Annotated in this window: 24 protein-coding genes; 17 read left to right on the top strand and 7 right to left on the bottom strand. The window is 67.1% G+C overall.

What is annotated here, in order from left to right; genetic code table 11:
* The first annotated feature begins 381 nt into the window (after nt 1-381).
* The 4 genes from HY058_17520 to HY058_17505 all read left to right on the top strand — a co-directional run bounded on the left by HY058_17520 (nt 382) and on the right by HY058_17505 (nt 3,430).
* Complete coding sequence (locus HY058_17520) at nt 382-702, top strand: UxaA family hydrolase (GenBank protein MBI3499096.1); 321 nt, start codon at nt 382-384, stop codon at nt 700-702.
* Between the two features lies 1 nt (nt 703).
* A complete protein-coding gene (locus HY058_17515) occupies nt 704-1,057 on the top strand; it encodes a hypothetical protein (GenBank protein MBI3499095.1) in 354 nt (117 codons plus the stop codon).
* A 105-nt stretch (nt 1,058-1,162) separates the two neighbouring features.
* Nucleotides 1,163-2,332: a UxaA family hydrolase gene (locus tag HY058_17510; GenBank protein ID MBI3499094.1), complete on the top strand. Its 1,170-nt coding sequence runs from the start codon at nt 1,163-1,165 to the stop codon at nt 2,330-2,332.
* An 87-nt stretch (nt 2,333-2,419) separates the two neighbouring features.
* Nucleotides 2,420-3,430: an Ldh family oxidoreductase gene (locus HY058_17505; GenBank protein MBI3499093.1), complete on the top strand. Its 1,011-nt coding sequence runs from the start codon at nt 2,420-2,422 to the stop codon at nt 3,428-3,430.
* 3 nt (nt 3,431-3,433) lie between these two features.
* Here HY058_17505 and HY058_17500 read toward each other — a convergent pair whose 3' ends face one another.
* The 4 genes from HY058_17500 to HY058_17485 all read right to left on the bottom strand — a co-directional run bounded on the left by HY058_17500 (nt 3,434) and on the right by HY058_17485 (nt 7,656).
* Nucleotides 3,434-3,964 (bottom strand): NUDIX hydrolase, encoded by a 531-nt coding sequence (locus HY058_17500; protein ID MBI3499092.1) that lies wholly within the window; start codon nt 3,962-3,964, stop codon nt 3,434-3,436.
* A gap of 30 nt (nt 3,965-3,994) precedes the next feature.
* Nucleotides 3,995-5,380, bottom strand: coding sequence for a chromate efflux transporter (chrA, locus tag HY058_17495; protein ID MBI3499091.1), 1,386 nt, complete (start codon nt 5,378-5,380; stop codon nt 3,995-3,997).
* Between the two features lie 16 nt (nt 5,381-5,396).
* Nucleotides 5,397-5,849 carry a chromate resistance protein gene (locus tag HY058_17490; protein MBI3499090.1) on the bottom strand — a complete coding sequence of 151 codons (453 nt, stop codon included), beginning with the start codon at nt 5,847-5,849 and terminating at the stop codon, nt 5,397-5,399.
* Between the two features lie 301 nt (nt 5,850-6,150).
* The gene (locus tag HY058_17485) at nt 6,151-7,656 is read right to left on the bottom strand and encodes an alkaline phosphatase family protein (GenBank protein MBI3499089.1); all 1,506 of its coding nucleotides are present in this window, start codon (nt 7,654-7,656) and stop codon (nt 6,151-6,153) included.
* A gap of 136 nt (nt 7,657-7,792) precedes the next feature.
* Here HY058_17485 and HY058_17480 point away from each other — a divergent pair, with 136 nt between their 5' ends.
* From HY058_17480 to HY058_17470, 3 genes are all read left to right on the top strand, one after another.
* Complete coding sequence (locus HY058_17480) at nt 7,793-8,674, top strand: SDR family oxidoreductase (GenBank protein ID MBI3499088.1); 882 nt, start codon at nt 7,793-7,795, stop codon at nt 8,672-8,674.
* A gap of 52 nt (nt 8,675-8,726) precedes the next feature.
* Nucleotides 8,727-9,407: a response regulator transcription factor gene (locus HY058_17475; GenBank protein ID MBI3499087.1), complete on the top strand. Its 681-nt coding sequence runs from the start codon at nt 8,727-8,729 to the stop codon at nt 9,405-9,407.
* Between the two features lie 120 nt (nt 9,408-9,527).
* Nucleotides 9,528-10,844, top strand: coding sequence for a HAMP domain-containing protein (locus HY058_17470; GenBank protein MBI3499086.1), 1,317 nt, complete (start codon nt 9,528-9,530; stop codon nt 10,842-10,844).
* A 63-nt stretch (nt 10,845-10,907) separates the two neighbouring features.
* Here the strand turns inward: HY058_17470 and HY058_17465 are convergent, their stop codons facing one another.
* Complete coding sequence (locus HY058_17465; protein MBI3499085.1) at nt 10,908-12,479, bottom strand: DegQ family serine endoprotease; 1,572 nt, start codon at nt 12,477-12,479, stop codon at nt 10,908-10,910.
* A 238-nt stretch (nt 12,480-12,717) separates the two neighbouring features.
* Here HY058_17465 and HY058_17460 point away from each other — a divergent pair, with 238 nt between their 5' ends.
* From HY058_17460 to HY058_17425, 8 genes are all read left to right on the top strand, one after another.
* The gene (locus HY058_17460) at nt 12,718-13,086 is read left to right on the top strand and encodes a copper resistance protein CopC (protein ID MBI3499084.1); all 369 of its coding nucleotides are present in this window, start codon (nt 12,718-12,720) and stop codon (nt 13,084-13,086) included.
* A gap of 4 nt (nt 13,087-13,090) precedes the next feature.
* Complete coding sequence (locus tag HY058_17455; GenBank protein MBI3499083.1) at nt 13,091-14,740, top strand: CopD family protein; 1,650 nt, start codon at nt 13,091-13,093, stop codon at nt 14,738-14,740.
* Between the two features lie 3 nt (nt 14,741-14,743).
* The gene (hpnK, locus tag HY058_17450) at nt 14,744-15,577 is read left to right on the top strand and encodes a hopanoid biosynthesis-associated protein HpnK (GenBank protein ID MBI3499082.1); all 834 of its coding nucleotides are present in this window, start codon (nt 14,744-14,746) and stop codon (nt 15,575-15,577) included.
* Entirely contained in the window at nt 15,574-16,575 is a 1,002-nt protein-coding gene (locus tag HY058_17445; protein ID MBI3499081.1) for an NAD-dependent epimerase/dehydratase family protein, read from the top strand. Before hpnK ends, HY058_17445 begins: the two co-directional genes overlap by 4 nt.
* Nucleotides 16,572-17,738: a glycosyltransferase gene (locus HY058_17440; protein MBI3499080.1), complete on the top strand. Its 1,167-nt coding sequence runs from the start codon at nt 16,572-16,574 to the stop codon at nt 17,736-17,738. Before HY058_17445 ends, HY058_17440 begins: the two co-directional genes overlap by 4 nt.
* Nucleotides 17,735-18,580, top strand: a complete 846-nt coding sequence (hpnD, locus tag HY058_17435) for a presqualene diphosphate synthase HpnD (GenBank protein MBI3499079.1) — start codon at nt 17,735-17,737, stop codon at nt 18,578-18,580. The genes HY058_17440 and hpnD overlap by 4 nt, the downstream gene beginning before the upstream one ends.
* A gap of 188 nt (nt 18,581-18,768) precedes the next feature.
* Nucleotides 18,769-20,718 carry a squalene--hopene cyclase gene (gene shc / locus HY058_17430; GenBank protein MBI3499078.1) on the top strand — a complete coding sequence of 650 codons (1,950 nt, stop codon included), beginning with the start codon at nt 18,769-18,771 and terminating at the stop codon, nt 20,716-20,718.
* Nucleotides 20,718-21,377 carry a nucleoside phosphorylase gene (locus tag HY058_17425; GenBank protein ID MBI3499077.1) on the top strand — a complete coding sequence of 220 codons (660 nt, stop codon included), beginning with the start codon at nt 20,718-20,720 and terminating at the stop codon, nt 21,375-21,377. Before shc ends, HY058_17425 begins: the two co-directional genes overlap by 1 nt.
* Here the strand turns inward: HY058_17425 and hpnH are convergent.
* Together hpnH and ispH are read right to left on the bottom strand one after the other, a co-directional pair.
* The gene (hpnH, locus tag HY058_17420) at nt 21,330-22,475 is read right to left on the bottom strand and encodes an adenosyl-hopene transferase HpnH (GenBank protein ID MBI3499076.1); all 1,146 of its coding nucleotides are present in this window, start codon (nt 22,473-22,475) and stop codon (nt 21,330-21,332) included. The two genes, HY058_17425 and hpnH, sit on opposite strands and share 48 nt — an antisense overlap.
* A gap of 34 nt (nt 22,476-22,509) precedes the next feature.
* Nucleotides 22,510-23,439: a 4-hydroxy-3-methylbut-2-enyl diphosphate reductase gene (ispH, locus tag HY058_17415; protein ID MBI3499075.1), complete on the bottom strand. Its 930-nt coding sequence runs from the start codon at nt 23,437-23,439 to the stop codon at nt 22,510-22,512.
* A gap of 368 nt (nt 23,440-23,807) precedes the next feature.
* Between ispH and HY058_17410 the strand changes: the two genes are divergently transcribed.
* Entirely contained in the window at nt 23,808-25,730 is a 1,923-nt protein-coding gene (locus HY058_17410) for a 1-deoxy-D-xylulose-5-phosphate synthase (protein ID MBI3499074.1), read from the top strand.
* Between the two features lie 25 nt (nt 25,731-25,755).
* The gene (locus HY058_17405) at nt 25,756-26,352 is read left to right on the top strand and encodes an ABC transporter substrate-binding protein (GenBank protein MBI3499073.1); all 597 of its coding nucleotides are present in this window, start codon (nt 25,756-25,758) and stop codon (nt 26,350-26,352) included.
* The last annotated feature ends 4 nt before the right edge of the window (nt 26,353-26,356 follow it).

Raw genomic sequence — 26,356 nt, 5'->3', positions numbered from 1 at the left:
AAAACCGGGGAGAAGACGGCGAATCACTGATGCAGCGGCGCAACATCCGGTGAGCGGCATCGCGCGCGATCGTCATTGCATCGCCGATCAGCGTCGAAGCGCGCGCTCGAATGCGCGCCGCGTTCATTGCATGCGCGCGAAAACGCGCAGAATACCTAGCGTTTTGCGGTGGCGATGGATCGTCATGCGTCGTCGTTGCGCACATCGGAATGATGCCGATCGATGCGCGCAAGACGGCAGAGATGGCGCATGAGCGACGGCGATTGGAGCTTGCGAGCGGAGACAAACAACGGCGCACTCGATTGCAAAGATTGACATAAGCTCTATTGCGGTTTAGTTCGGAGTTAATTTCGCCGTGCACGATTTGGCGTTATCGGATGCATGGAAGCACGGCGAGATACCTCGGGAGGGGTGAGGGTGACGCCGCAGTTCTTGGTGCACAATCCAGAGGACACCGTCGGCGTTGTGGTCGTCGAAGACGCTCGCAAGGGGAAGACCCTCTCGGGCTGGGTGATGGATACGAATTCGACCATCGCCGTGAAAGCCGTCGACGACATACCCCTTGGGCACAAACTTGCACTCAATAACATCAAGATCGGTGAAACGATCATCAAGTATGGCCACGACATCGGTAAAGCTGTGGCCGCCATCCACAAGGGCGGCCACGTACACGTCCACAACGTCAAGACCAAGAGGTGGTGACATGGCGGGGAAGTCTCCTAGCAAGTCCAAGTCGAAGAAGTCGAAGATCAAGCGGGCGAAGCCAGCGGCGGCGAAGAAGGCCACCAAGCGGGCGAAGCCGGCGAAGCGCAAGACCGGAAAGAAAGCCACGGCGAAGAAGACCGCCAAGCGATCCAAGAAGAGCAAGAAGCGGAAGACCAAGGCGCTTGCGGCGGCCGTTGCGCGCAAGACCATGAAGTCCAAGCGCAAGGCGAAGCCAGCGGCGGCGCGGAAAGCCACCAAGCGGGCGAAGCCCAAGCGCAAGGCCGCGAAGAAGACCGCGAAGCGCAAGACCGCCAAGCGGAAGAAGGCGAAGAAGTCCCGCAAGAAGAAGTAGCCAGCGGGATTCCAGCCGATGAGGGCAGCCAAGGCTGCAGGTGCGGCCAGAGGCGGCCAGTCGCGTGGGCGCGCATCGGGTTCCTCCCCGACGCGCTCACGGGCGATGTCGGATCGCTTTCGGTTTATGGGATATCGGCGAGCCAACGGCAGGATTGGGGTACGGAATCACGTCATAATCCTGCCGGTTGACGACCTGTCCAACGCGGCATGCGAGGCGGTCGCCAACAACATCAAGGGTACGCTCGCCCTCCCACATTCTTATGGCCGATTGCAGTTCGGCGAAGATCTGGATCTACACTTTCGTACGCTGATCGGTACCGGCACCAACCCCAATGTCGCGGCGGTGGTGGTGATCGGCATCGAACCCGGCTGGACAAGCCGGGTCGTCGAGGGCATTGCCAAGTCTGGAAAGCCCGTGGAGGGCTTCTCCATCGAGCGCAACGGCGACCTCAACACCATTGCGAGCGCCAGCCGCAAGGCCAAGGAGTTCCTGCAATGGGCGAGCGAGCTCGGGCGCGAAGAGTGCGATGTCCGCGATCTCTGGGTGGCGGTGAAGTGCGGCGAGAGCGATACCACGTCGGGCATCGCCGCCAACCCTACGGTCGGCAACCTCATCGACAAGCTGGAACCTATGGGCGTGACCGCGTGCTTCGGCGAGACATCGGAGATCACCGGCGCCGAGCATGTTTGCGCCCAACGCGCCATTAACAAAGCCGTGGCGCAAAAGTTCATGAAAACTTGGTCGGCCTACAACGACGTGATCAACGAGTTCAAGACCGATGATCTGTCGGAGAGCCAGCCGACCAAGGGCAATATCGCCGGCGGATTGACGACGATCGAGGAGAAAGCCTTCGGCAATCTCGAGAAGATCGGCCGGAAGACCAAGTTCATCGACGTGCTCAAGGAGGCCGAGGCCCCCAAAAAGGGCCCCGGCCTCTATTTCATGGATACTTCGAGCGCCGCCGCCGAATGCGTGACCTTGCAGGCGGCCGCGGGTTTTGTCGTGCACCTGTTTCCCACCGGCCAAGGCAATGTCATCGGCAATCCGATCCTGCCGGTGGTGAAGCTCACCGGCAATCCGAGGACGGTGAGGACCATGGGCGAGCATGTCGACCTGGACGTCTCGGGGATATTGCGCCGCGAAATGACCTACGATCAGGCCGGCGATGCCTTGATCGAGGTCACGCTCAGGACCTGTAACGGCCGGCTCACCGCAGCCGAGGCGCTCGGGCATCGCGAATACACCATGACCAAGCTGTATCGCAGCGCCTGATCCTCCGATCGGCCCTCGGCCACCGATCCCCATCGCCGGCGCTTTGCTAGCTGACCCGGCGCCGGCAGTGCTGCAAGATCACGATCAATGGCTCAGCATGCAGCCTCCCACCTCCTCGAGCTGGCGACTGCCGTCCTCACGCGCGCCAGGACGGAAGCCGGCAACGCCCGCGTCGTCGCCGAGGCCCTGATCGCCGCCGAAGCGGACGGTCTCGCCTCGCACGGGCTCTCGCGCTTGCCGGCCTATGCCGACCAGGCGCTCGCCGGCAAAGTCGACGGCTTCGCCCGGCCGATGGTGGAACGGGTCGCGGCGGCTTGCCTCAGGGTGGATGCAGCGACCGGCTTCGCCTACCCGGCGATTCGGATCGGGCTCCAGGACTTGCTGCCGCTTGCCCGCGCCCAGGGCCTGGCTGCGCTCGCCATTGCCAACTCGCACCATTTTGGCGTTGCCGGCCATACGGTGGAACCAATCGCCGCCGCCGGGCTGGTCGGCTGCATTTTCGGCAACTCGCCGGCCGCGATTGCGCCCTGGGGCGGATCGAAACCACTCTTTGGCACCAACCCGATTGGCTTCGCCTGGCCACGCCGGTCGGTGCCGCCGCTCGTCATCGATCTGTCGCTGAGCAAGGTGGCGCGCGGCAAGATCATGATCGCCGCGCAAAAGGGCGATCCCATCCCCGAGGGCTGGGCGCTCGATGAAGCGGGCCAGCCGACGACCGATGCCAAGGCGGCGCTGGCTGGCGCCATGCTGCCCATGGGCGATGCCAAGGGTGCGGCGCTGGTCCTCATGGTCGAGCTCCTCGCCGTCGCCCTGACCGGCAGCAATTTCGGCTACGAAGCGTCCAGCTTCTTCGACACCAAAGGCGCGCCGCCGCGCGTCGGCCAGTTCCTCATTGCGATCGATCCCAACGCCTTCGGCGGCAGCCACGCCTTGGAACGCGCCGAGGCGCTGTTCTCCGCCATCCTCGCCGAGCCGGGCACGCGGCTCCCCGGACAGCGACGTCTGGCACTGCGCCGACGCGCCGAGGCCTATGGTATTTCCGTTCCAGATGCGCTCTATGCCGAGCTCGAGCGCAGAGCCGGCCTCGCCCAATCCTGAGATTCAGAGGCCTCGAAGCCGCGCCGCACGCAGCACCAGGACCGAGCTCGGCCCGTGGCGGATCCGCCCATCCAGAACCATCGCCAGCGCGTCTGCGAGCGGTATCTCCACCACGCTCACATGCTCGGCCTCTTGCGGCTCAGGCGGACCGGGTGCCAGCTCCTCCGCCAGAAACATCCAGGCTGGCGCTCGAACGACCGAGCTCATGGGGTCGAGCTCCCCCAGGGCCACGAGCCGTCCAGACCGATAGCCCGTCTCCTCCGCCACCTCCCGCGCCGCCGCCTCGGCCGGGCTCTCGCCGGTGTCGATGCCGCCGCTGATCGCCTCCAGCGCCTCGCGTTGGATGGCGTATTTATATTCACGGACCAGAACCGCTCGGTTGTCGGCGTGAATCGGCAACACGCAGACGCCGGGCTTGACCTCGACCACGCCGAACAGCGCCGATGCGCCCGCATGCCAGTCGATGCGGTCCTCGCGCACGCTGATCCAGGGATTGCGGTAGACCTCGACCGAGGATTTGAGCTTGTAGGCCATGGCGGCCCCGATAGGTTCGAGAAATCCAGGTTAAGCGAAGGCGAGCCGCCAGACCACGCCGATCAGCGCCGAGATCCCCAGGGTCGGCATCATGCCGAGACGCAAGCCGAAGAGCGTCGCCGTGGCCGCCAGAGCGATGACCGCCGCCGCTGGATCGAAGGACGCCCAATCGGGGGCCGGCAGGTGGAGGCCGTGCCAATCGAAGAAGGCCAGCCGCGGGAACACCACGTTGAGGGCGAACCAGAGAGCGAGATTGAGGATGACGCCCACCACCGCCGCGGTTATCGCCGTCATCGCCGCGGCGAGCCTCCGGTTGCTGCGCAGCTGCTCGATATAAGGGCCGCCGAGGAAGATCCAGAGAAACGACGGCACGAAGGTGACCCACACGGTGAGTGTGGCCGCGATCGCTCCCGATGCCATCGGTGCGATCCCGCCGGGATCGCGGTATCCCGCCAGGAAGCCGACGAACTCCAGGACCAGGATGAGCGGACCGGGGGTCGTTTCGGCGAGCGCCAGACCCTTCAGCATGTCGCCCGCATTCAGCCAGCCATAGTGGTTGACCGCCTCCTGGGCGACATAGGCGAGCACCGCATAGGCGCCGCCGAAGGTGACGACCGCCATCTTGCTGAAGAACAGCATGAGCTGCACATAGGTGTGCCCCCAGCCATAGGCGCCGGCGAGCAGGGCGATCGGCAGGAACCACAGGGCGAGCCACACCGCGGCGACGCGGACGGCGCGGGCGAGAGACGGGGTGGTGTGCTCGACCGCGCCCTCAAGTATGCGATCGCCGATCGCATCCGACTGCTGCCCGTGGCCGCCGCGGCCGCGGAACAGCTCCGGCCTGAGCTCGCCGCCGAGGAAGCCGGCGAGCGCTGCGGCGGCGATCACCAGCGGAAACGGCAGCTGCAGAACGAACAATGCGAGAAAGGCGAGGCCGGCGATCGCCACCATCGCCTGGTTGGCAAGGGCCCTCCTGCCGACGCGCAGAAGCGCCTCGAACACGATCGCCAGAATCGCCGCCTGCAGCCCATAGAACAGCGCGTCCACCAGCGGCACGGCGCCATAGCCGGCATAGATCGCGCTCAATCCCATGAGGCAGAAGAAGCCCGGCAAGACGAATAGCGTGCCGGCAACCACGCCGCCCAAGGTCCGGTGCAGGAGCCAGCCGATATAGGTGGCCAGCTGCTGGGCTTCGGGGCCCGGCAGGAGGGTGCAGTAGTTGAGGGCGTGCAAGAACCGCTCTTCGCCGATCCATCGGCGCTCCTCGACCAGGAGCCGGTGCATGATTGCGATCTGGCCTGCCGGGCCGCCGAAATTAATGAAGCCGAGCTTCGCCCAGAGCCTCAGCGCCTCGCCGAAGGAGGGATGCGCCGGCCTCGCCGCCGCCGCACCGGCAGGTCTTGCGATCTCGGTCATCGATCCCCCGTTCCCGTCACGACGTCGGCGGCCAGCCATGGGTCTCGCCCCGCGCCGATCGGCACCAGGCGTAGAGGGCATCGTACATGACCATGCCGTGGCGCAGCATCTCGTGATCGTCGGCATAGACCTCGGATAGGCCGAGGGAGAGGGCCAGCAGTCCTGGTGCTTGAGGAGCAAGTTCGAGCCGACCCGTATCGGCACCCCGCACGATCACGGCGAGGTCGTGGAGGGCCGAGTCCCGCAACTCGTACTTTTTGAGGAAGGCATCGAAGCTGCAGAGCGGGCCGTCATGGCTGAGCTCCACATCCGGCACGTCATAGGGGATCGCGCCCGTCTCCTTGGCCACGTCCAGAACCCGTTTCGAGGGCACGTACAGAAACTCCGGCGCCTTGTCGACGAAGCGGGCGACGAGCCAGGGGCAAGCAATGCGGTCGATCTTGGGACGCTCGCGGGTGACCCATTTCATGGTTTTTCTCCTGTGTTAGCAATGCAGGCGGTAGCGGTTCGCGGGTAGCGGCGTCCGGGGACCCATGCAACGGCCGAGACGCGGTCGCGAACCGCGCCGCATGGCACGGTCGCCATCGAGATCCAGTGCCGCTCAGCGATTTCGGGGGAAAAGCAAAGCAACGCCAAAGCCTAACCCTCCTCTGCTCGAGGTAGGGCAGCGCTTGGACGGACGCCGTCTTGGGAATGCCGGGCGCCTGCCGTGCCCGACCGAGGCCGTTATAGTCCAGAGGCTGGCCGGCTTGCAAGCCGGCGCCCGGATATCAGCGGCGCTCGATCGGTCCCGCTTGGGTGAGCACGATGCCGGCGAGCGTGCGCTCGGCGTGCCGCAGGCGCCAGCTCAGCATGGCGCCCATGCAACTTGCCAGGACCGTGGCATAGGCGGGATCGGCGGCACGGTCGATCAATTCCTGCGGATCCTGCTCCAGATCGAACAAGAGTCCCGGAAGCGCGGCGAAATGCACGTATTTGTGCCGCTGGCCCCGGTGCACGGCGAGGCAGCACGCATCCATGGCGATGCCGAGGGCGTGTTCCGGCGCTCCCGTGGCGACATCGCGGAAATCATACTCCCAATGCGCGGCAACGCGCCAATCCGCCGGTGTGTCGCTGCCGAGCCATGGTGCCAGCGAGCGCCCGTCGCATTGCTGGGGTACGGGTATGCCGAGAAGATCGAGCAGCGTCGGCATGAGATCGACATGCTCGGTGAAGGCAGCGACCCGCCTGCCGCGGACGCCGTCAGGTACCCTGAGGATCATCGGCACGTGGAAGGCGGCGTCGAAATAGCCGTCCTTGCCGAAGAACCAGTGGTCGCCCAGCATCTCGCCATGATCGGCGGTGAACAGAATGATCGTCCGGTCGTACTCGCCGCTCGCCTTCAGCCAGCCGATCACGCGCCCGAGCTGGTGGTCGACCTCATCGATCATGCCGTAATAGGTCGCCCGGAGCTGGCGGCGATGGGGCTCCGGCCAATCGGCGGCATAGGCCTGGGTTCCGAGATGGTGGGCGAGCCAAGGATGCTGGCTGGCTTCGAGTTGCCGATCGGTCGCCCGACGCGGATCCGGCACGTCGTCGGGCGAATGGCGGTCGTGATAGGGCGCCGGCACCACATGGGGCGGGTGCGGCCGGAGATAGGAAAGGTGCAGGCACCAGGGGCTCCCTCGACTTTCCGAGAGGTGGGCAAGCGCCCGGTCGGTCGAGAAGGCGGTATCGCTGTGCTCGGCTGCATAAAGTGCGGGTGCATAGGTCGGTCCCCGCCGCGCCGCATCGGGGTGGCTCGCTTGCGGCGTATAGGAGGGCGTGGGCCCGATCGCCGGCACATCGTAGCCTTTGCTCCGGAGATAGCCGAGCCAGGCCGCATGGTCCGAGGGCATCAGGAGCAGGGGCGCCATGCCCGGCAGCACGCCCTCATAGGTCCTGAGCGCCGGATGGTCTTTGGGAAAGCGCCTGGGATCGGCGCTGGTGTCGGTGTAGCCGACCAAGCTCGGGTCGTAGCCATGACGCCTGAGCGCCAGCGCCCAATTGTCGAACCGGGCATCCAAGGGTGTACCGTTCCTGACCGAGCGGTGGGTCATGGCATAGAGGCCGGTGTGGATCGAGGCTCGGCTGGGCCCGCAGGGACTCGTGTTGGCGAAATGCTTTAGGAACAGCGTGCCGTCCGCGGCGAGGGTATCGAGGGTGGGCGTGCGCACCAGGGGATGGCCAAGGGCCGACAAGCACTCGGCCCGCCATTGGTCGCCGGTCACGAACAGCACGTTGTAGGCCTTGGTCATGGCCCATGGGTGATGGCGCCGACCGACCCGGCTCGTCAAGAGCCCGTTCTCGGGCGATCCGCCGTCCAAGGCTATTCTCCGTCGGCCGCTTTGCGCTAAGCTCATATCCGGGCAATTCACCGGATGACGCGCCAACATGCCGCGCATTGCCGTTTGCGGCGCGACGGGACGCACCGGGCGCCGCCTCATCGCACATCTCTTGGCCACGGGCCGCGACGCGGTCGCGGTCGGGCGCGCGCCGGCGCGGCTCGAACGCATCCCGGCGACGATCCCGCGCCGGCTCGCCGATATGGACGATCGGGCGGCGCTCCGCGCGGCCCTTGCCGATGCCGATGTGGTGGTGAGCTGCGCGCCAGCCAAAACCGTGCCGAACCTGATCCAGGCCCTGCCCGCCGGCCTGAAGCGGCTGGTGGTCATGGGCTCGACCCGCAGGTTCACCCGCTTTGCCGATAGTTTCGCTGCCGAGGTCATCGCCGCCGAGGCGGCGCTCGGCGCCTCCGGGCTGCCTTACGTCATGCTGCACCCGACGCTCATCTACGGCACCGGCGAGGATGCGAGCTTGCAGCGCGTCGTTGCCTATCTCCGGCGCATTCCGGTTCTGCCCCTGCCGGGCGGTGGCGGGCTGGTGCAGCCGATCCATGTCGAGGACGTGGTGCGCGCCTTGGAGGCGGCCATGCTGGTCGCCGATCCGCCCCGGAACGGCATGGTGATCGCCGGTCCGACGCCGATGACCTATGCGAGCATGATCCGCGAGCTTGCCCGGGCGCGCGGGCTGAAGGCGATAATCGTCAACATTCCCTTGGCGCCCTTGCTTCTGCTGGCACGGTTGACCGCCTTGCTTCCCGGCCTGCCGACCATCCGGCCCGAGGAGGTGCGCCGCATCGTCGAGGACAAGAGCTTCGACATCACCGAGATGCGCGAACGCCTCGGTGTCGTGCCGATGAGCTTTGCCGAAGGTCTCCGGCTCGGCTCCGGCGAGCCCGGCGCCGCGGCGCTGCCGCAGGCGGCCAACGGCTGAGACGAGGGCCGAGTCCGGTGCCGAGGCCTATCAGTGCATTCCATGGGCGGCCATGCGGATCCTGGTGATCGAGGACGACCGCCAAGCAGCCGCCTACCTCGTCAAGGGGCTGCGGGAAAGCGGCTATACGGTCGATCACGCGGCCACCGGCCCGGATGGGCTGCATCTGGCGACGACGGAGCGGTACGATGCGATCATCGTCGACCGCATGCTGCCCGGCATCGACGGCCTGCTGATCGTGGAGGCGCTGCGAGGTGCGGGCAACAAGACGCCCATGCTGTTCCTCTCCGCCTTGGGCCAGGTCGACGACCGGGTGCGCGGCCTCAAGGCCGGCGGCGACGACTACCTGACCAAACCCTATGCCTTCGCCGAGCTGTTGGCCCGGCTCGAAGCGCTGCTGCGCCGCGGTGGCAGCGGCTCGACGCCGGAAACCGTGCTCCGAGTGGCCGATCTCGAGCTCAATTTGCTGACCCGTACGGTGGTGCGCGGCGGAACCAAGGTCGACCTGCAGCCGCGCGAGTTTCAGATCCTGGAATACCTCATGCGCCACGCCGGCCAGGTGGTGACCCGCACCATGCTGCTGGAAGGCGTGTGGAACTACCACTTCGACCCTCAGACCAACGTCATCGACGTCCACATCAGCCGCCTCCGCCAGAAGATCGACAAGGGATTCACCACACCGCTCCTCCACACCGTGCGCAGCGCCGGCTATAGCCTGAAGGCGCCCGAATAGGCTTGAGATGACCAGGCTTGAGACGGCATCGATGACCGCTCGGAGACCGGCGTGAGTTTCCTGCGCAGCTCGGCATTCCGCTACGCGCTGGTCTACGCCGCCCTGTTCGCGGCCTCGGTCATGGCCGTGCTCGGCTTCGTCTACTGGGAAACCGCCGGGGTCATCACCCGGGAGACCGATGCCACCATCGAAGTGGAGGCCGCCGGCCTCTCCGATCTCTATCGCCTGCAGGGCCTTCCCGGCCTAGTCGTCACCATCCGGCAACGCAGCGCCGGCACGCTCGGGCGCCGCAGCCTGTATCTCCTGGGCGATGCGAACTATCGGCCGCTCGCCGGCAATCTCGATGCCTGGCCGGAAGAGGGGCGCGGGCCCCCTGACTGGATCACCTTCGTCGTCGCCACGGAGGCCGGCGGCCGGGTGGCGAGCCAGATCGCCCGCGCCCGCACCTTCGACCTCGAAGGCGGATTCCATCTTCTCGTCGGCCGCGACATGACCGAGCGCAGCGAGTTGCAAAGACTGATCACCACCGCGCTCATCGGCGCCCTCGGCTTGGCCTTGGTGCTGGCCGTGGCCGGCGGCTTGGTGATGAGCCGCAACCTCTTGCAGCGGCTCGATGCGATCAACCGCAGCAGCCGCGTCATCCTGGGGGGCAACCTGAAGCAGCGCATGCCGGTCAGCGGCAGCGGCGATGAGTTCGATCAGCTCGCTCAGAATCTCAACGCCATGCTGGACCAGATCGAACGTCTGATGGCGGGCATGCGCGAGGTCTCGGACAACATCGCCCACGATTTGCGAGGCCCGATCTCACGGCTGCGCAGCCGGCTCGAGGTGAGCCTGATCGAGCGCACCGATGCGGCGGGTTATCGCCGCGTCGTCCAGGAGACCATCGCCGAGGCGGATGCGATTCTGGCGACCTTCAACGCGCTGCTCGACATCGCGCTGGCGGAGTCCGGCGCGCTGAGAGCCGCCTTCGAGCCGGTCGATCTGGCTCTGGTGGCGCGCGATGCGGCCGAGCTCTTCCAGCCCGCGGCCGAAGAGAAGGGCCTCGCCCTCGCGGTGGAGATCGCAGACGGCGCGGCGGAGCGGCTGACCATCCGCGGCAACCGCCACCTCCTCTCGCAAGCGTTGGCGAACCTGCTCGACAACGCCGTCAAGTATGTTCCGGCCGGCGGCCGCATCCACCTCGTCGTCCGCAGCGAACAGAGCCGAGCTATGCTGGTGGTGGCCGATGACGGGCCGGGGATCCCCGAAGAATTCCGCGCCAAGGCGACGCAGCGCTTCGCCCGCTACGAAGCCAGCCGCTCGGCCCCGGGCAGCGGGCTCGGTCTCAGCCTGGTGGCCGCGGTGGCGCAGCTCCACGGAGCGGAGCTGAGCCTGGACGACAACCACCCCGGGCTCAAGGTGGTTGTCGCCTTCGCGGTCACGACGATACCGTGAACGATGCGCAAAAAACCGGCGCTTCCCCGGTTTCACGGGGAAGCGCCGGCCATCGCCTCTCAACTAAGCCTTGAGCGGTACGGCGACGTAGTGCTCCTCGCCGCCGCGGTTGACCAAGAGGGTCACCGCTTTCCGCCCGGCACGCTGCGCCTCCTTGATGGTGGAGACGACCTGCTCGGGGGAATTGACCGAGGCCGAGCCGACGCGGCTGATGATGTCGCCCGCATTGATTCCGACCTCGGCCGCCGGCCCATCGGGCCGCACATCGGCGACGATGACGCCCTTGACCTCGCGCGCGATGTCGAAGCGCTGGCGGTTCTGCTGGTTGAGCGGGGCAAGACGCATGCCGAGCGTGTTGTCGGCGGCGGCACTCGGCTGATCGGCCGAAGCCATCTGATCGTCTTTGAGACCGCCAACCTCGAGACGGAGCGTCTGCTCGGCGCCATCGCGCGAAACCACCACATCCACGCTCTTCCCCGCCGGGGTGGCCGCGACCGTCCGCGGCAAGCCATGCAGATCGTCGATGGCGCTGCCGTTGAAGCCGACGATCACATCGCCCTGCCTGACGCCAGCCCTCGCGGCCGGACCGTCCGCATCCACGCCGGCGACGAGCGCGCCCTTCGCGGCCTTGAGGCCGAGGCCTTCCGCCATATCGGGAGTCACCGGCTGGATCTTCACGCCGATCCAACCGCGATCGACCCGGCCATGCTCGCGCAGCTGATCCAGGACCGGCTTCGCCAGGGAGGCCGGGATCGCAAAGCCGATGCCCACGCTGCCGCCCGAGGGCGAGTAGATGGCGGTGTTGATGCCAACGACCTCGCCTGCCAAATTGAAGCTCGGGCCGCCGGAGTTGCCGCGGTTGATCGGCGCATCGATCTGCAGGAAGTCGTCATAAGGACCCGAGCCGATATCGCGGCCCCGAGCCGAGACGATACCTGCGGTGACCGAACCGCCGAGGCCGAACGGGTTGCCGACGGCGACGACCCAGTCGCCAGGCTTGGCCGTCTGCGAATCGCCGAAGCCGACATAGGGCAAGGACTTGCCGGCATCCACTTTGAGCAGAGCCAAATCGGTCTTGGGATCGCGGCCGATCAGCTTCGCCTTCAGTTGCTGGCCGTCATTGAGGGTGACGGTGATGTCGCTCGCCTTGCCGACAACGTGATTGTTGGTGGCGATGTAGCCCATGGGATCGATGATGAAGCCGGAGCCGAGGGCATGCACCTTCTGCTGATGCCGTTGCGGCATGCTCCGCGTCATCGGCCCCCTGCCCTGGCCGCCGAAGAAGCGCTTCAGCATCTCGCCCATGGGCGAATCCGGCGGCACGTTCTGGAAGGGGTTGCCCGAATCTTCTTCCGCCTGGTCGCGGTCGGCAAGCTGGGTGGTGGCGACGTTGACGACGGCGGGGGCGACGCGCTCGACGATCGGCGCGAAGCTCTGCATGCCGGTGGCCGGAACGGTGATCGGGGCCTGGGCCGGGCTATTGACCGGCGCGGCGGCCTCGCCTGTGCGGACCAGCATGGCGGTCCCGGTCAGCGCCGTCGTCGCCATCAATGCCGCCGCCAACACATTGAAAAACTTGCGCCGGTGGTTGGCGACGTGGGTGCTCGGCGGCTCTCTGGAGGATTCGAAGGTCATGGGTCGACTCCTGAAACTGAAAGACGGGCCCGTCCGGATGACGGGGTCAGCCCTCCATATAGTCGGGCGCCGCTTGCCCCGCCCTTTCCGGAGGATGAATTCCCCGTAATGTTTCCAAGCGACCGCCGGCACCGCTCCGACCCTGCGGCCCCGGCGCAACGGGGTATCGAACACCGACTGGCCTGTGCTAAAGCGGCGGCGCGGCACCATGCCGCGCGTTTAGACGACGTGAGCGAGCATGGGACCGACCCGCGCCATCCGCATCGCCCTCCTGGTGCTCCTCTGCCTGGCGCCGCCCTTGGCCGCGCATGGGCACGCCATCGTGGTCGAATCGGTTCCGCGGCCGGGCGTCACGGTCAGCGAGCAAGCGCTCGCGGTCGTCATCCGCTTCAGCAGCCGCATCGATCGCGCCCGCTCGCATCTGACGCTGATCGCCGGCGACGGCAAGGAGCGTTCCCTGGCGCTTACGGCGGAGAGCGCGCCCGACTTGCTGCGCGCCGAGGCGACCGGGCTAATGCCTGGCGCGTACCGGCTGCGCTGGCAGGTCCTGGCGCTCGACGGCCATATCACCCGCGGCGACATCCCCTTCACGGTGATCGCTCCTTGATGCCATGAGCCTGCTCCTCGACGTCTTCGGCTATCTGACGGTGCTGCTGCACGGCTCGGTGCTGGCCGCGCAGTCGCTGACGCTGGGCGGCGTCGCCTTTCTTCTGATCCTGGCCGAGCCGCTCGCCGGCCGGCTGGGCGGGTCCGGCGCCACGATCGCTGCGCGCAGCCGGCGGCTGCTTGCTTGCAGCAGCTTGGCGCTGGCTTTGCTCGTAGCGACCGCTGCCACGATCCAGATCCTGGTGCTGGCCGACACCGCCGGAATCGGGCTCGGGGCGGCAGCGGGCGCCGATTTCGCGCTCGCCGATGCAGCGATCGTGGCGGCAAGCCTGGCGATGGCGCTCAGGCTCAGCGGCAATTCTCCGGCGCCGCGCTGGCTGCTCGTCTCCCTCGCTTGCATCGTCATCGTCGGCTCGGTTGCCACCAGCCACGCCGCGAGCCGGCTCGACGACCGGCCGCTGCTCATGGTCTTGACCAGCCTGCACCAGATCGGCGCCGCCATCTGGATCGGCGGCATGCCCTATTTTCTCCTGGCCATGGCGCAGGCGCGGGACGGTGGGGCCTGGCGCCTCGTCGGCAAGCGCTTCTCGCTCATGTCGACGGCGGCGGTGGCGCTCATCGTCGGCGCCGGGACCGCGATGGCGTGGGTCTATGTCGCCGACTTCAGTGCGCTCTACGGCACCGCCTACGGCGTCATGACCTCGACCAAGGTGCTCATGTTCCTTGGCTTGCTCGGACTCGGCTTCGCGAATTTCCGTGCGGTCGAGCGGCTCCGGCGGGATCCGACCACGCCCGTCGTCAGGCTACGCCGCTTCGCCGAGGTCGAGCTCGGCGTCGGCCTGACCGTGCTGTTCGCCGCCGCGTCGCTCACCTCCCTGCCGCCGGCGACCGACCTGCCTTTCGACCGTGTGTCCTGGGCGGAGATCGTCGAGCGCAACGTCCCGCATTGGCCCAGGTTCGAGAGTCCGAGCCACGAGGATCTGGCGATCCCGGCCCTGCAAGCGAAGCTCGATGCCGAAGCCGCCCGGGCCGAGACCGCGGCCCGCGCCTTCGTGCCCGGTGCCGGCTTGCCGCCGCCCATCTCCGGCTTCGACATCGCCTGGTCGGAATACAATCATCACTGGGCCGGCATTCTCGTGCTCGCCATCGGCATCCTGGCGCTGGTTGAACGCTCCGGGCTGGCAGCCTGGGCACGCCATTGGCCGCTGCTCTTCCTCGCTCTAGCGCTCTTCCTCCTGGTGCGCTCGGATCCGGAGGCCTGGCCGCTCGGCGACATCGGTTTTTGGGAGAGCCTGCGCGATCCCGAGGTGGTCCAGCATCGCCTCTTTGTGCTCTTGCTCGTGCCCTTCGCGCTCTTCGAATGGGCCGTGCGCACCGGCCGGCTGAAGCGCCGGGGCTCGGCTCTGGTCTTCCCGCTCTTGACCGCCTTCGGCGGCGGCCTCCTGCTGACCCATTCCCACAGTCTCGGCAATGTGCGCCAGGAATTGCTGATCGAGATGACCCATGTGCCGCTCGCCTTATTCGGCATCGCCGCCGGCTGGACGCGATGGCTCGAGCTCAGACTGCCCGAGCCAGAGAGCCGGATCGCCGGTTGGGCATGGCCGATCTGCTTCGTCGCGGTCGGGCTCTCCTTGCTGCTCTATCGGGAGAGCTGAGCCATGCGCGGACGGCACCTGATCGTCACCGGCGATGATTTCGGGTTGGCGCTCCCGGTCAACGAGGCGATCGAGATCGCGCACCGCGACGGCATATTGTCGGCGGCGAGCCTGATGGTGGGTGCCTCGGAAGCCGAGGATGCGGTCCGCCGAGCGCGTCGATTGCCCGGTCTTGCGGTCGGCCTGCATCTGACGCTCGTCAACGGCCGCCCAGTGCTGCCGGCCGAACGCGTGCCCGCCCTCGTCGGCACGGATGGCCGCTTCTCCTCGGACTTGGTTCGCGCCGGGATCAACTTCTTCTTCCGCCCGAGCGCGCGCCGGCAGATGGCCCTGGAGATCCGGGCGCAGTTCGAGGCGTTCCGCGCCACCGGGCTGGCGCTCGACCACGTAAACGCCCATTGCCACATGCACATGCACCCGACCGTGCTCGGGCTCGTTCTCGCCATCGGACGGGACTTCGGGCTGAAGGCCTTGAGGATGCCCTATGAACCGGCCGCACCGACGGCGCCCCTGGCTGGGATGCCGCTTCGTGCCTGGGTCAGGCTGCTCAAGCCCAGATTGGCGCGCCGGGGCATCAAGAGCAATGACGCAGTCCTGGGCTTGAGCGACACCGGCGCCATGGCGGAAGCGCAAGTCTTGGCGCTCCTCGAGCGCCTGCCGGACGGCGTCTGCGAGATGTATTTCCATCCGGCGACGCGGCGGACGCCCGAGCTCCTCCGCGACAATCCCGGCTATGCCTATGAAGGCGAGCTCGAGGCGCTCACCAGCCCGCGGGTGAAGGCGGCGCTGGCCCAGCGCGGCCTCACGCCGATCGCTTTCCGCGATCTCGGGGCATGACCGCGTCCCGACCATACCTGGTCACCGGGGCTTCCGGCTTCGTTGGCGCGGCCGTGATCCGGGCTCTCATCGCCGAAGGCAGGAATGTGCGGGTCCTGCTCAGACCGGGCCGGGACCGGCGCAACATCGCCGGGCTGCCGCTCGAAGCCGTCGAAGGCGCGCTCGAGGATCACGGCTCGCTCCGGCGCGCGGTCGCCGGCTGCGCCGCGCTCTTTCACGTCGCCGCCGATTATCGCCTGTGGGTCCCCGACCCGCAGGCGATGTACCGCGCCAATGTCGAGGGTACCCGGGCCTTGATGCAGGCCGCCCTCGAGGCCGGCGTCGAGCGGGTGGTTTACACCAGCAGCGTCGCCACTCTCGGCCTCGATCCCGCAGGCCGTCCCGCCGACGAGACGACGCCGGTCGAGCTTGCCGACATGATCGGCCCTTACAAACGCTCGAAGTATCTCGCCGAGGAGGCCGTCCGCGCGCTGGTCCAGGAGCAGGGGCTCTCCTGCGTCATCGTCAATCCCTCGACCCCGGTCGGCCCGCGCGACGCGAGGCCGACGCCGACCGGCCGGGTCCTCCTCGAGGCGGCGAAGGGGCGGATGCCCGCCTATGTCGACACCGGCCTCAATCTCGTTCACGTCGACGATGTCGCCCAGGGCCATCTCCTTGCCTTCGCCCGGGGCCGTGTCGGCGAGCGCTACGTTCTGGGCGGAGACAATCTGACGCTGGCGGAGATGCTGGGCGAGATTGCCCGGCTGACCGGCGGCCGACCGCCGTTCTTGCGCCTGCCGCGGCCGACGCTCTTTCCGATCGCGGTCGTCGCCGAGGCTTGGGCGCGCATCAGCGGGCGCGAGCCCTTCGTCACCCTCGACGGTCTCCGCATGGCAAAGAAGCGCATGTTCTTCTCCTCCGCCAAGGCCGTGGACGAGCTGGGTTATGCGCCCAGACCGGCGCGTCAAGGCCTCGCCGACGCGATCGCCTGGTTCCGCGAGGCGGGTTACCTCAGATGAGCGTCCTCCTCGCCATCGGCGCGCTGGCACTGGCGTTCTGGGTCTATCTTCTGGCCGCGCGCGGCGGGTTCTGGCGGGAACGGGTGGCGCCGGCATGCCCGCCACCGCCGCAATGGCCGGAAGTCGTCGCCGTGGTGCCGGCGCGCAATGAGGCCTATTCCATCGGGCGCGCCGTCCATTCGCTGCTGACGCAGGACTACCCCGGGCGCTTTCGGGTGATCGTCGTCGACGATCACAGCGAGGACGAGACGGCAGCGCTCGCGCGCCGGGCTGCCGCCGATGCCGGCCAGAGCGATCGCCTCGAGGTCATTTCCGCCCGCCCCCTGCCCCAAGGCTGGACCGGCAAGCTATGGGCCGTCGCCGAAGGCCTCGAGCGCGCCGAAACAACGGCAGAAGCTGCCGGCTATGCGCTGTTGACCGATGCCGATGTGGTGCATGCGCAGGAAAACCTGGCGGAGCTCGTCGCCCGCGCCGAGCGGGACAGTCTCGATCTGGTCTCGCTCATGGTGCGGCTCCAGTGTGAAACCTTCGCCGAGCGTGCGCTGATCCCCGGCTTCGTGTTCTTCTTTCAAATGATTTATCCCTTCCGCTGGGTAAACCGCAGCGCTCGCAAGACGGCGGCTGCGGCCGGAGGATGCATGCTCGTCCGCCGCCGGGCCCTGGGGCGCATCGGTGGCATCGCCAGCATCCGAGGGGCGCTCATCGACGATTGCGCGCTGGCCCGCGCGATCAAGGCGGGCGGATCGATCTGGCTCGGCCTCGCCTCGGAGACGGTAAGCTTGCGCGTCTATCGCGGCTTCGGCGACATTGCCCGCATGGTCGCACGCTCGGCCTATACCCAGCTCAAGCATTCCCCGGTGCTGCTGGCGCTCACCATAGTCGGCACGGCGCTCGTGTTCCTGGGCCCCCCAGCCCTGGCGCTGGGCTCCTTCTTCGTGGATGGAGCCGGGCTTGCCGGCGGATTGGGCTGGGGCGCCTGGGCGTTGATGACGCTCTCCTTACTTCCGACGCTCAGCTACTACCGGGTCTCCTTCATCTGGGCGTTGGCGCTGCCGGCGATCGCGCTCTTCTATCTGGCCGCCACGCTGCAATCGGCGCTCCAGCACCGTCTCGGCCGCGGCGGCCAATGGAAAGGCCGCATCCAAGCCGGTGCCGGGACATGACGGCGCTTGCCGAGATCGAAGCCCGCATCGCCGAACGCGTCCAGGCCGCCGGTACCTCGTTTTTTTGGGCCATGCGCCTCTTGCCGGCGGAGCGGCGGGCCGGGATGTTCGCCATCTACGCTTTTTGCCGCGAGGTCGACGACATTGCCGACGGCGACGAACCGCCTTCGCGCAAGCTGGCGCTGCTGGCCGATTGGCGCCGCGAGCTCGACCGCCTGTATGCCGGCGAACCCGTCCGCGAGGTGGCGATCGCGCTGTTGGGACCGCTGCAACGCTACGGGCTCCTCAAAGCCGATTTCGAGGCGGTGATCGACGGCATGGAGATGGACGCGCGCGAAGACATCACAGCCCCTTCCCTTGCCACGCTCGATCTCTATTGCGCCCGGGTCGCGAGCGCGGTGGGAAAGCTCTCGGTGCGCGTGTTCGGGGCCGACGGGCCGGTGGCGGTCGCGGCCGCCGAATCGCTCGGTCGGGCCCTCCAGCTGACCAATATCCTCCGTGACCTTGCCGAGGATGCGAGCCGCGGCCGGCTCTACTTGCCGATGGAGCTGCTGCAGCGCCATGGCGTGCCGCCAGGGCCGGCGTCCGCCGCCATCCGGCATCCGAACCTGCCGCTGGTGGGCCGCGACCTCGCCGGGATCGCCCGCGGCCACTTCGCCGCGGCGGCCGGCGCCATGGCCCGCTGCCCGCGACGGGCGATGCGCCCGGCAGCCCTGATGGGCGCCATGTACGCGGCCATTCTCGACCGGCTCGTCGAGGCGGATTGGCGCCAGCCGGAACTCCGGGTCGGGCTGCCGAGCTGGCAAAAAATTTGGTTGGTGTTGCGCCACGGCTTCACTTGAAGGCTGCCGTGTTGACAATAAGTTGCGTCTGCTAGAGCCTCCCGCACCCGCCGGATGGCGCCAATCCGAGCCCGGCCTGCCTACGTATTGGATGAAATGCTTGAGTTAACGACAGATTCTTGGCATCTAGGCGCAGGCGCGTCGCTTCTGTTGCATTGCAACATAACCGTATCGGATTCGTCGCGATGATGCGCGTTGGCTTTGCTGAGTCCGTCTCCTCCGGCCATCCCGGCGCTCAGCCGCAAGCCCTTGCGCGCGCGCTCGCGTTGGGCGAGGAGGCGCTCGCCGGCGAGCAGCGGGAGGATGGCCATTGGGCCTTCGAGCTGGAAGCGGATGCGACGATCCCGGCCGAATACATCCTCCTGCAGCACTATTTGGACGAAGTCGATTCGGCCGTCGAGGCGCGGATCGCCGCCTATCTCCGCTCGATCCAGGCGAGCCATGGCGGCTGGCCCCTATTCCATGCCGGCGCCTTCAACATGAGCGCCAGCGTGAAAGCCTATTTCGCCCTCAAGGCCGCCGGCGATTCGCCCGACGCCCCCCACATGGTGCGCGCCCGCAGCGCCATCCTCGCCCACGGCGGTGCCGCGAAATCGAACGTGAATACCCGCATCCTGCTAGCGTTGTTCGGCCAAGTTCCCTGGCATGCGGTGCCGGTGATGCCGGTCGAGATCATGAATCTGCCGGAGTGGTTTCCCTTCCATCTGTCCAAGGTCGCCTATTGGTCGCGCACGGTGATCGTGCCGCTCCTGGTGCTGATGGCGATCAAGCCCCGCGCCCGCAACCCGCGTGAAGTCTCCATCGCCGAGCTGTTCGTGGCCCCGCCCGAGCAGGTCACGGATTGGTTCAGCCAGGCGAACCCGACCTTCTGGGGCCGCGTGTTCCGTGGTCTCGACCGCGTGGTCCGTGCGCTCGAGCCATCATTCTCTATGGCCAAGCGTCGCCAGGCGATCGAGCGGGCGATCGCCTTCGTGGCCGAGCGCCTCAATGGCGAGGACGGTCTGGGCGCGATCTACCCGGCCATGGCGAACGCGGTCATGATGTTCGACTGCCTCGGCTATGCCCCGGACCATCCCCATGTGCTGACCGCGAAGCGCGCCGTCCGCAAGCTCTTGGTGCTCGAACCCGAGCGGGCCTATTGCCAGCCCTGCCTGTCGCCGATTTGGGACACCGCGCTTGCCAGCTACGCCATGATCGAGGTCGGCGCCAATCATTCGGCCGAGCGGGGCGCGGCTTGGCTGCTCGACCGTCAGGTGCTGGACGTGGTCGGCGACTGGGCCTGGACTCGGCCCAATCTCAGGCCCGGCGGCTGGCCCTTCCAGTACGCAAATCCGCATTACCCGGATCTCGATGACACCGCAGCCGTGCTGATGGCGCTCGACCGCATCGACCATGCTCGCTACCGGCATGCCATCGATCGTGGCGTCGAATGGCTCCTCGGCATGCAAAGCGAGAATGGCGGTTGGGGCGCCTTCGATGCCGACAACACGCATCATTACCTGAACAATATTCCGTTCGCCGACCATGGTGCGCTGCTCGATCCGCCGACCGCGGATGTGACCGCGCGCTGCATGAGCGCCCTCTGCCAGCTCGGCTTCAAGGCCGATCACCCGGCGATCGCCCGCGCCATCGACTTTCTCCACCGCGAGCAGGAGCCCGATGGCTCCTGGTATGGACGGTGGGGCACGAACTACATCTACGGCACTTGGTCGGTGCTCTCGGCGCTGAATGCCGCCCGGCTCGACCGGGACTCGCCGATGATGCGCCGCGCGGTCGAATGGCTGATCGACAAGCAGCGCGACGATGGCGGCTGGGGCGAAGGCGGCGAGTCGTATTTCCCGGGGCAACCCCATGGCGAAGATAGGGTCGGCACCCCATCGCAGACGGCTTGGGCGGTGCTGGGCCTGATGGCGGCGGGAGAAGTCGACCACCCGGCCGTCGAACGCGGCATCGCCAAGCTGGTGACCAGCCAGAAAGCGGACGGGACCTGGGAGGAGCAGCACTACACCGCCGTCGGTTTCCCCCGGGTCTTCTATCTTCGCTATGACGGCTATCGGCGCTTCTTCCCGCTCTGGGCCGTGGCACGCTATCGCAATCTCAAGAGCCGCAACGCCGCCATGGTGCTCCACGGCATGTGATGGCGATCGCCGCCGTCACCGGACTTGCAGCGGAAGCCCGGATCGCGCGCCGCGCCGGCATCGAGGCGGTAGCGACCGGCGGGCGCGCGGAAGAGACCGAGAAGTTGGTTCGCTGGCTCCTCGCCAAGGGTGCAACCGGCCTCCTCAGCTTCGGCATCGGCGGCGGGCTCGACCCCAAACTGAAAGCCGGCGCTCTCGTCCTCGCCACCGCGGTTCGCTGGGATGGGCGAGACTGGCCGAGCGACCCCGGCTGGCGGGGGCGCTTGGCGGCGCGCTTGCCGGGGGCGGCGCTTGACCGGGTGGCGGCGGCAGAAGCCGTGGTCGCGACGGCGGCCGCGAAGAAAAGTCTACGAGAGGCGAGCGAAGCCTGCCTTGTCGATCTCGAGAGCGGCTGGGTTGCAAGGCTCGCGAGCGAGGCGGGCGTGCCCTTTGCCGTGCTACGCGCGGTCGGCGACCCCGCCGGGGCCGACATTCCGCCAGCGGCGCTGGTCGGGCTCGCGCGCGACGCCAGCATCGCCTATGGCGCGGTGCTGCGCTCGCTTCTCGGCCATCCGGCCCAGCTCGGCCGGCTCATCGGTCTTGCCCTTGAAACCCGCCGCGCGCTCGCTGCCCTAGTCGGCGCTGGCCGGGCTCTCGGCCAGGGATTTGGCGCGGTGTAGGCGCTGAACCGCGTCCTCGACATGGCGGGAGAAGACGAACTCCGCCGGCCGCTGCTGTTCGAGCGCGATCTCCGGGGCCATCGCCCCTTCCGTGCGCGGGCCGCGCATCGCCACCGCAAACGCCTTCAGCGGATTCTTCACCGCATCGGTGACGGCGGTCGCCTCGTAGCCGCTATGCACCATGCAATCGGCGCACTTCTCGTAGTTGCCGGTCCCGTAGCGATCCCAGTCGGTCTCTTCCATCAGCTCGCGGAAACTCTTCGCATAGCCCTCGCCCAAGAGGTAGCAAGGCCGCTGCCAGCCGAAATAGTTGCGGGTCGGATTGCCCCAAGGCGTGCAGCGGTAGGATTGGTTGCCGGCCAGATAATCGAGGAACAGGCCGGACTGGCTGAACGACCAGCGCTTGCCGCGGCCGAGGCGGAATATGTCGCGGAACAGCTCCTTGGTACGTCGCCGGTTGAGGAAATGCGCCTGATCGGGAGCGCGCTCATAGGCGTAGCCGGGGGAGACGGTGATGCCGTTCACGCCCATCGCCATGACGTCGTCGAAGAAGCGCGCGACCTTGTCGGGCGCGGCCTGATTGAACAGCGTGCAGTTGATGTTGACGCGGAAGCCGCGGGCTTTCGCCTGGCCGATCGCCTCCACCGCCCGCTCGAAGACGCCGTCTTGGCACACCGAGCGATCATGCTCCTCGCGGCCGCCGTCCAGATGCACCGACCAGGTGAAGAACGGGCCCGGCTCGTAGAGATCGAGCTTCTTCTCCATCAAGAGCGCGTTCGTGCAGAGATAGACGAACTTCCTGCGCCGGACGATCCCCTCAACCACGAGGTGCAGCTCCTTGTGGAGCAAGGGCTCGCCGCCGGCGATGGAGACCACCGGCGCACCACATTCCTCGACCGCCCCGAGGCAATCCTCGACGCTCAAGCGCTGGTTCAGGATTTCGTCGGGATAATCGATCTTGCCGCAGCCGGAGCACGCCAGGTTGCAGCGGAACAACGGCTCGAGCATGAGCACCAGCGGATAGCGCCTGACGCCCATGAGGTGTTGCTTTGCCACATACGCGCCGACACGCAGCATCTGTTGCAGGGGAACGCTCAACGGACTCTCTCTTGTTCGATTGCTATGAGGGGAATCAGGCCGTGGCAGCCAGCTCAGGGGGCATCCGGAAGCGCACGTTCTCGTCGATCCCCGGTAGGACCGTCAGCTCCACGGGCGCAAGCGCGCCCAACCGCTCGACCACTTCCTCGACCAATTGCTCCGGGGCCGAGGCGCCGGCGGTGACGCCGACTGCGCCGGCGCCGACAACCCAGGCCGGATTGAGGGCGCGCGCATCCTCCACGAGGTAGCTGGCAACGCCGAGCTCGGCCGCGATCTCGCGAAGCCGGTTGGAGTTGGAGCTGTTCTTGGAGCCGACCACCAGAATCACGTCGACCACCTTGGCCAGCGCCCTGACGGCCTGCTGGCGGTTCTGCGTGGCATAGCAGATGTCCTTGGTGTCGGGGCCGACGATCGCGGGATAGCGTTCCTTGAGAGCGGTGATGACCGCCTTGGTGTCGTCGACGCTCAAGGTCGTCTGCGTCACATAAGCCACCATCTCCGGGTCGGTCACCGTGAGGCGCTCCACATCGCCGACGGTGGCGATCAAATGCACCTTGCCGGGGATCTGCCCCATGGTGCCCTCGATCTCCGGGTGGCCGGCATGGCCGATGAGCACCACCTCGCGCCCCTGGCGGGCGTAGCGCTGCCCTTCGAGATGCACCTTGGAGACGAGCGGACAGGTGGCGTCGATGACCGGCAGGCTGCGCTGGCTCGCATCCTCGACCACCGCCCGGGCGACGCCATGGGCGCTGAAGATGGTGATCCCCCCCGGCGGCACATCGGAGACTTCCTCGACGAACACCACGCCCTTCGCCCGCAAGCGCTCGACCACGTGGCGATTGTGTACGATCTCGTGGCGGACGTAGATCGGCGGGCCGAACTTCTCGAGCGCACGCTCGACGATGGCGATCGCCCGCTCCACCCCGGCACAAAAGCCTCTCGGCTGGGCCAAGACCACCCGCATCCGGTCCCTCCACTCCCGGCAGGACACCTGCCGGCCGCTTTTGTTGCCAGTTCCCGCGGCGGCCCCGCCCAAATCCGCCTCACCCCTCCGCTGGGGTTGATATGCCCGTTTGACTTGCCCCAGGCAAGCCCGAAACAATATTGACGATATTAAGAACCCTAACAATATGGTTAGGTTGGGCGAATGCCTCGCGAACGCGACCGGGATCCGGCCGGTCAATCCAGGTATGCCCCTGCATTTTTTAGGGTTTCTCGCCGCGGGCAACTTGCCAATACCGGCGCTGTCGGCTAAGTCAAAGCTGTAGGTAAGCCCTCCGCCGAGCGGGCGGAGCTTGGTGTATTAATGGAACGGGCGGAGGGCCCAATCCCTTGACGAACGCGACCAAGCGGCCGGTCCTCGACCGGATCGCCTCTCCCGCCGATCTCAAAGCCCTCAGCCTCAGTGAGCTGAAGCAGCTTGCCGATGAGCTCAGGGACGAGACCATCGATGCCGTCTCGACGACGGGTGGGCATCTGGGTGCCGGCCTCGGGGTGGTCGAGCTCACCGTGGCGCTCCACCATGTCTTCGATGCGCCCAGCGACCGATTGATCTGGGACGTGGGCCACCAGGCCTATCCCCATAAGATCCTGACCGGGCGGCGCGAGCGGATTCGAACGCTGCGCCAGGGCGGCGGCCTGTCCGGCTTCACCAGGCGCTCGGAAAGCGAGTACGACCCCTTCGGCGCCGCGCACAGCTCGACCTCGGTCTCCGCCGGGCTCGGCATGGCCGTCGCCCGGGATCTCAAGGGCGGCACGAACCATGTCGTCGCCGTGATCGGCGACGGTGCCATGAGCGCCGGCATGGCCTATGAGGCGATGAACAATGCCGGGGCCCGCGACAGCCGGCTCATCGTCGTCCTCAACGACAACGACATGTCGATCGCCCCGCCGGTGGGTGCCATGAGCGCCTATCTCTCCCGGCTGATCTCCTCCAAGCCTTTCCGCTCCTTGCGCGACGTGATGCTGGGTCTGGCCAAGGCGTTCCCGAAGCCGATCGAGCGCGCCGCGCGCCGGGCCGAGGAATATGCCCGCGGCATGGTCACCGGCGGCACGCTCTTCGAAGAGCTCGGCTTCTACTATGTCGGGCCGATCGACGGGCACAATTTGCGCCATCTGCTCCCGGTGCTGCGCAACGTCCGCGACTGGAAAGAGCCGGGCCCGGTGCTGGTGCACGTCATCACCCAGAAGGGCAAAGGCCACCCCTTCGCCAAGGACGCGCCCGACAAGTACCACGCGGTCAACAAGTTCGACGTGGTCACCGGAGCGCAGGTGAAGGCCGGCGGGAACGCTCCGAACTATCAGACCGTGTTCGCCAATGCGCTGATCGCCGAGGCCGAGGCGTATCCGAACATCGTCGCCATCACCGCGGCGATGCCGTCCGGCACCGGCCTCAACTTGTTTCAGCAGCGGTTTCCCGAGCGCTGCTTCGATGTCGGTATCGCCGAGCAGCATGGCGTCACCTTCGCCGCCGGGCTCGCGACCGAAGGCATCAAGCCGTTCTGCGCCATCTATTCGACGTTCCTGCAGCGCGCCTATGACCAGGTGGTGCACGACGTGGCGATCCAGTCCCTGCCCGTCCGCTTCGCCATGGACCGTGCCGGGCTAGTCGGCGCCGATGGCGCCACCCACGCCGGCAGCTTCGATGTGGCCTATCTTGGCTGCCTGCCGAATTTCGTCATCATGGCCGCCGCCGACGAGCTCGAGCTCATGCATATGATCGCCACGCAAGCGGCGATCGACGACCGGCCCTCGGCGGTGCGCTACCCCCGAGGCGAGGGTGTCGGCATCGAGCTCCCCGCCCGCGGCACGCCGCTCGAAATCGGCAAGGGTCGCGTCATTCGCGAGGGTGGCAAGGTGGCGATCCTCAGTTACGGCACCCGTCTCCAGGAGTGCCTGAAGGCCGCCGATGAGCTGGCAGCCCGCGGCTTTCCCGCGACCATCGCCGATGCCCGGTTCTGCAAGCCGCTCGACACCGAGCTGGTACGCCGCTTGGCTCAGGACCACGAGGTCCTGATCACCATCGAGGAAGGTGCGATCGGCGGCTTCGCCAGCCACGTTGTGCACTACCTTGCCCATGCCGGGCTCATCGATGGCGGCCTCAAGTTCCGCCCGATGGTGCTCCCCGATATCTTCATCGACCATGACAAGCCGGAGCTGCAGTACCAGCAGGCTGGCCTCAACGCCAAACACATCGTGGCCAAGGCGCTGGAGGCGATCGGCCAGGGGGCGATGACGGTCTCGGCCCTGGCCTAACGTGGCCCTCTCCCGGCGCTGCCTGGTGCTCGCGGGCGCCGTTTTGGCATTGCACTGCGCGTGCGGGGCGGCGCTTGCCGCCAGCTCCGAGGCCGCCCGCGTCGTCGAAACCTTTCATGCCAAGCTCATCGCGGTGATGCAGGCGGCAGGCGCGCTCGGCTTCGACGGCCGCATGCGCGAGCTGTCGCCGGCGGTCGCCGCCACCTTCAACTTCCCCCTCATGGCGCGGCTCTCGGTCGGACCGGAGTGGCAGCGATTCACACCGGAGCAGCAGCAGCAGTTCGTCGATCTCTTCGGCAAATACAGCGCGGCCACCTATGCCGGCCGCTTCGACGGCTTCAACGGCGAGCGCTTCGAGACCTTGGGCGAAAAACCCCAGCAGGGCGGCAGCATCGTGGTCGAGACCAAATTGGTGATGCCGACCGGCGAGCCGGTGAAATTGGCCTATCTGGCCGCGCGGAACGGTGCTGCCTGGCAGATCGTCGACGTGTTCGTGAACGGCACCATCAGCGAGCTCGCGGTTCGCCGCTCGGAGTACACGGCGATCCTCAGGCGCGAGGGACCGAGCGGTCTTATAGCGACGCTCACGCGCAAGATCGACGAACTGCAATCGAAATCCTGAGGCG

It is taken from the genome of Pseudomonadota bacterium, from assembly GCA_016195085.1.
Lineage (GTDB): Bacteria > Pseudomonadota > Alphaproteobacteria > SHVZ01 > SHVZ01 > JACQAG01.
The sequence above is the reverse complement of the archived record's forward strand: the minus strand, read 5'-3'. Positions and strand labels throughout refer to the sequence as shown.

Bases quoted from the DNA above. Each gene is read 5' to 3' on its own strand.
- HY058_17445 (MBI3499081.1), top strand. From the start codon at position 15,574: ATGACCGCGTCCCGACCATACCTGGTCACCGGGGCTTCCGGCTTCGTT.
- HY058_17510 (MBI3499094.1), top strand. From the start codon at position 1,163: ATGTCGGATCGCTTTCGGTTTATGGGATATCGGCGAGCCAACGGCAGG.
- HY058_17505 (MBI3499093.1), top strand. From the start codon at position 2,420: ATGGCTCAGCATGCAGCCTCCCACCTCCTCGAGCTGGCGACTGCCGTC.
- HY058_17465 (MBI3499085.1), bottom strand. From the start codon at position 12,479: ATGACCTTCGAATCCTCCAGAGAGCCGCCGAGCACCCACGTCGCCAAC.
- HY058_17485 (MBI3499089.1), bottom strand. From the start codon at position 7,656: ATGACCAAGGCCTACAACGTGCTGTTCGTGACCGGCGACCAATGGCGG.
- HY058_17490 (MBI3499090.1), bottom strand. From the start codon at position 5,849: ATGAAATGGGTCACCCGCGAGCGTCCCAAGATCGACCGCATTGCTTGC.
- HY058_17460 (MBI3499084.1), top strand. From the start codon at position 12,718: ATGGGACCGACCCGCGCCATCCGCATCGCCCTCCTGGTGCTCCTCTGC.
- HY058_17425 (MBI3499077.1), top strand. From the start codon at position 20,718: ATGGCGATCGCCGCCGTCACCGGACTTGCAGCGGAAGCCCGGATCGCG.
- HY058_17520 (MBI3499096.1), top strand. From the start codon at position 382: ATGGAAGCACGGCGAGATACCTCGGGAGGGGTGAGGGTGACGCCGCAG.
- ispH (MBI3499075.1), bottom strand. From the start codon at position 23,439: ATGCGGGTGGTCTTGGCCCAGCCGAGAGGCTTTTGTGCCGGGGTGGAG.
- HY058_17440 (MBI3499080.1), top strand. From the start codon at position 16,572: ATGAGCGTCCTCCTCGCCATCGGCGCGCTGGCACTGGCGTTCTGGGTC.
- chrA (MBI3499091.1), bottom strand. From the start codon at position 5,380: ATGACCGAGATCGCAAGACCTGCCGGTGCGGCGGCGGCGAGGCCGGCG.
- HY058_17480 (MBI3499088.1), top strand. From the start codon at position 7,793: ATGCCGCGCATTGCCGTTTGCGGCGCGACGGGACGCACCGGGCGCCGC.
- hpnD (MBI3499079.1), top strand. From the start codon at position 17,735: ATGACGGCGCTTGCCGAGATCGAAGCCCGCATCGCCGAACGCGTCCAG.
- hpnK (MBI3499082.1), top strand. From the start codon at position 14,744: ATGCGCGGACGGCACCTGATCGTCACCGGCGATGATTTCGGGTTGGCG.
- HY058_17475 (MBI3499087.1), top strand. From the start codon at position 8,727: ATGCGGATCCTGGTGATCGAGGACGACCGCCAAGCAGCCGCCTACCTC.
- HY058_17470 (MBI3499086.1), top strand. From the start codon at position 9,528: ATGGCCGTGCTCGGCTTCGTCTACTGGGAAACCGCCGGGGTCATCACC.
- HY058_17515 (MBI3499095.1), top strand. From the start codon at position 704: ATGGCGGGGAAGTCTCCTAGCAAGTCCAAGTCGAAGAAGTCGAAGATC.
- HY058_17455 (MBI3499083.1), top strand. From the start codon at position 13,091: ATGAGCCTGCTCCTCGACGTCTTCGGCTATCTGACGGTGCTGCTGCAC.
- HY058_17500 (MBI3499092.1), bottom strand. From the start codon at position 3,964: ATGGCCTACAAGCTCAAATCCTCGGTCGAGGTCTACCGCAATCCCTGG.
- shc (MBI3499078.1), top strand. From the start codon at position 18,769: ATGCGCGTTGGCTTTGCTGAGTCCGTCTCCTCCGGCCATCCCGGCGCT.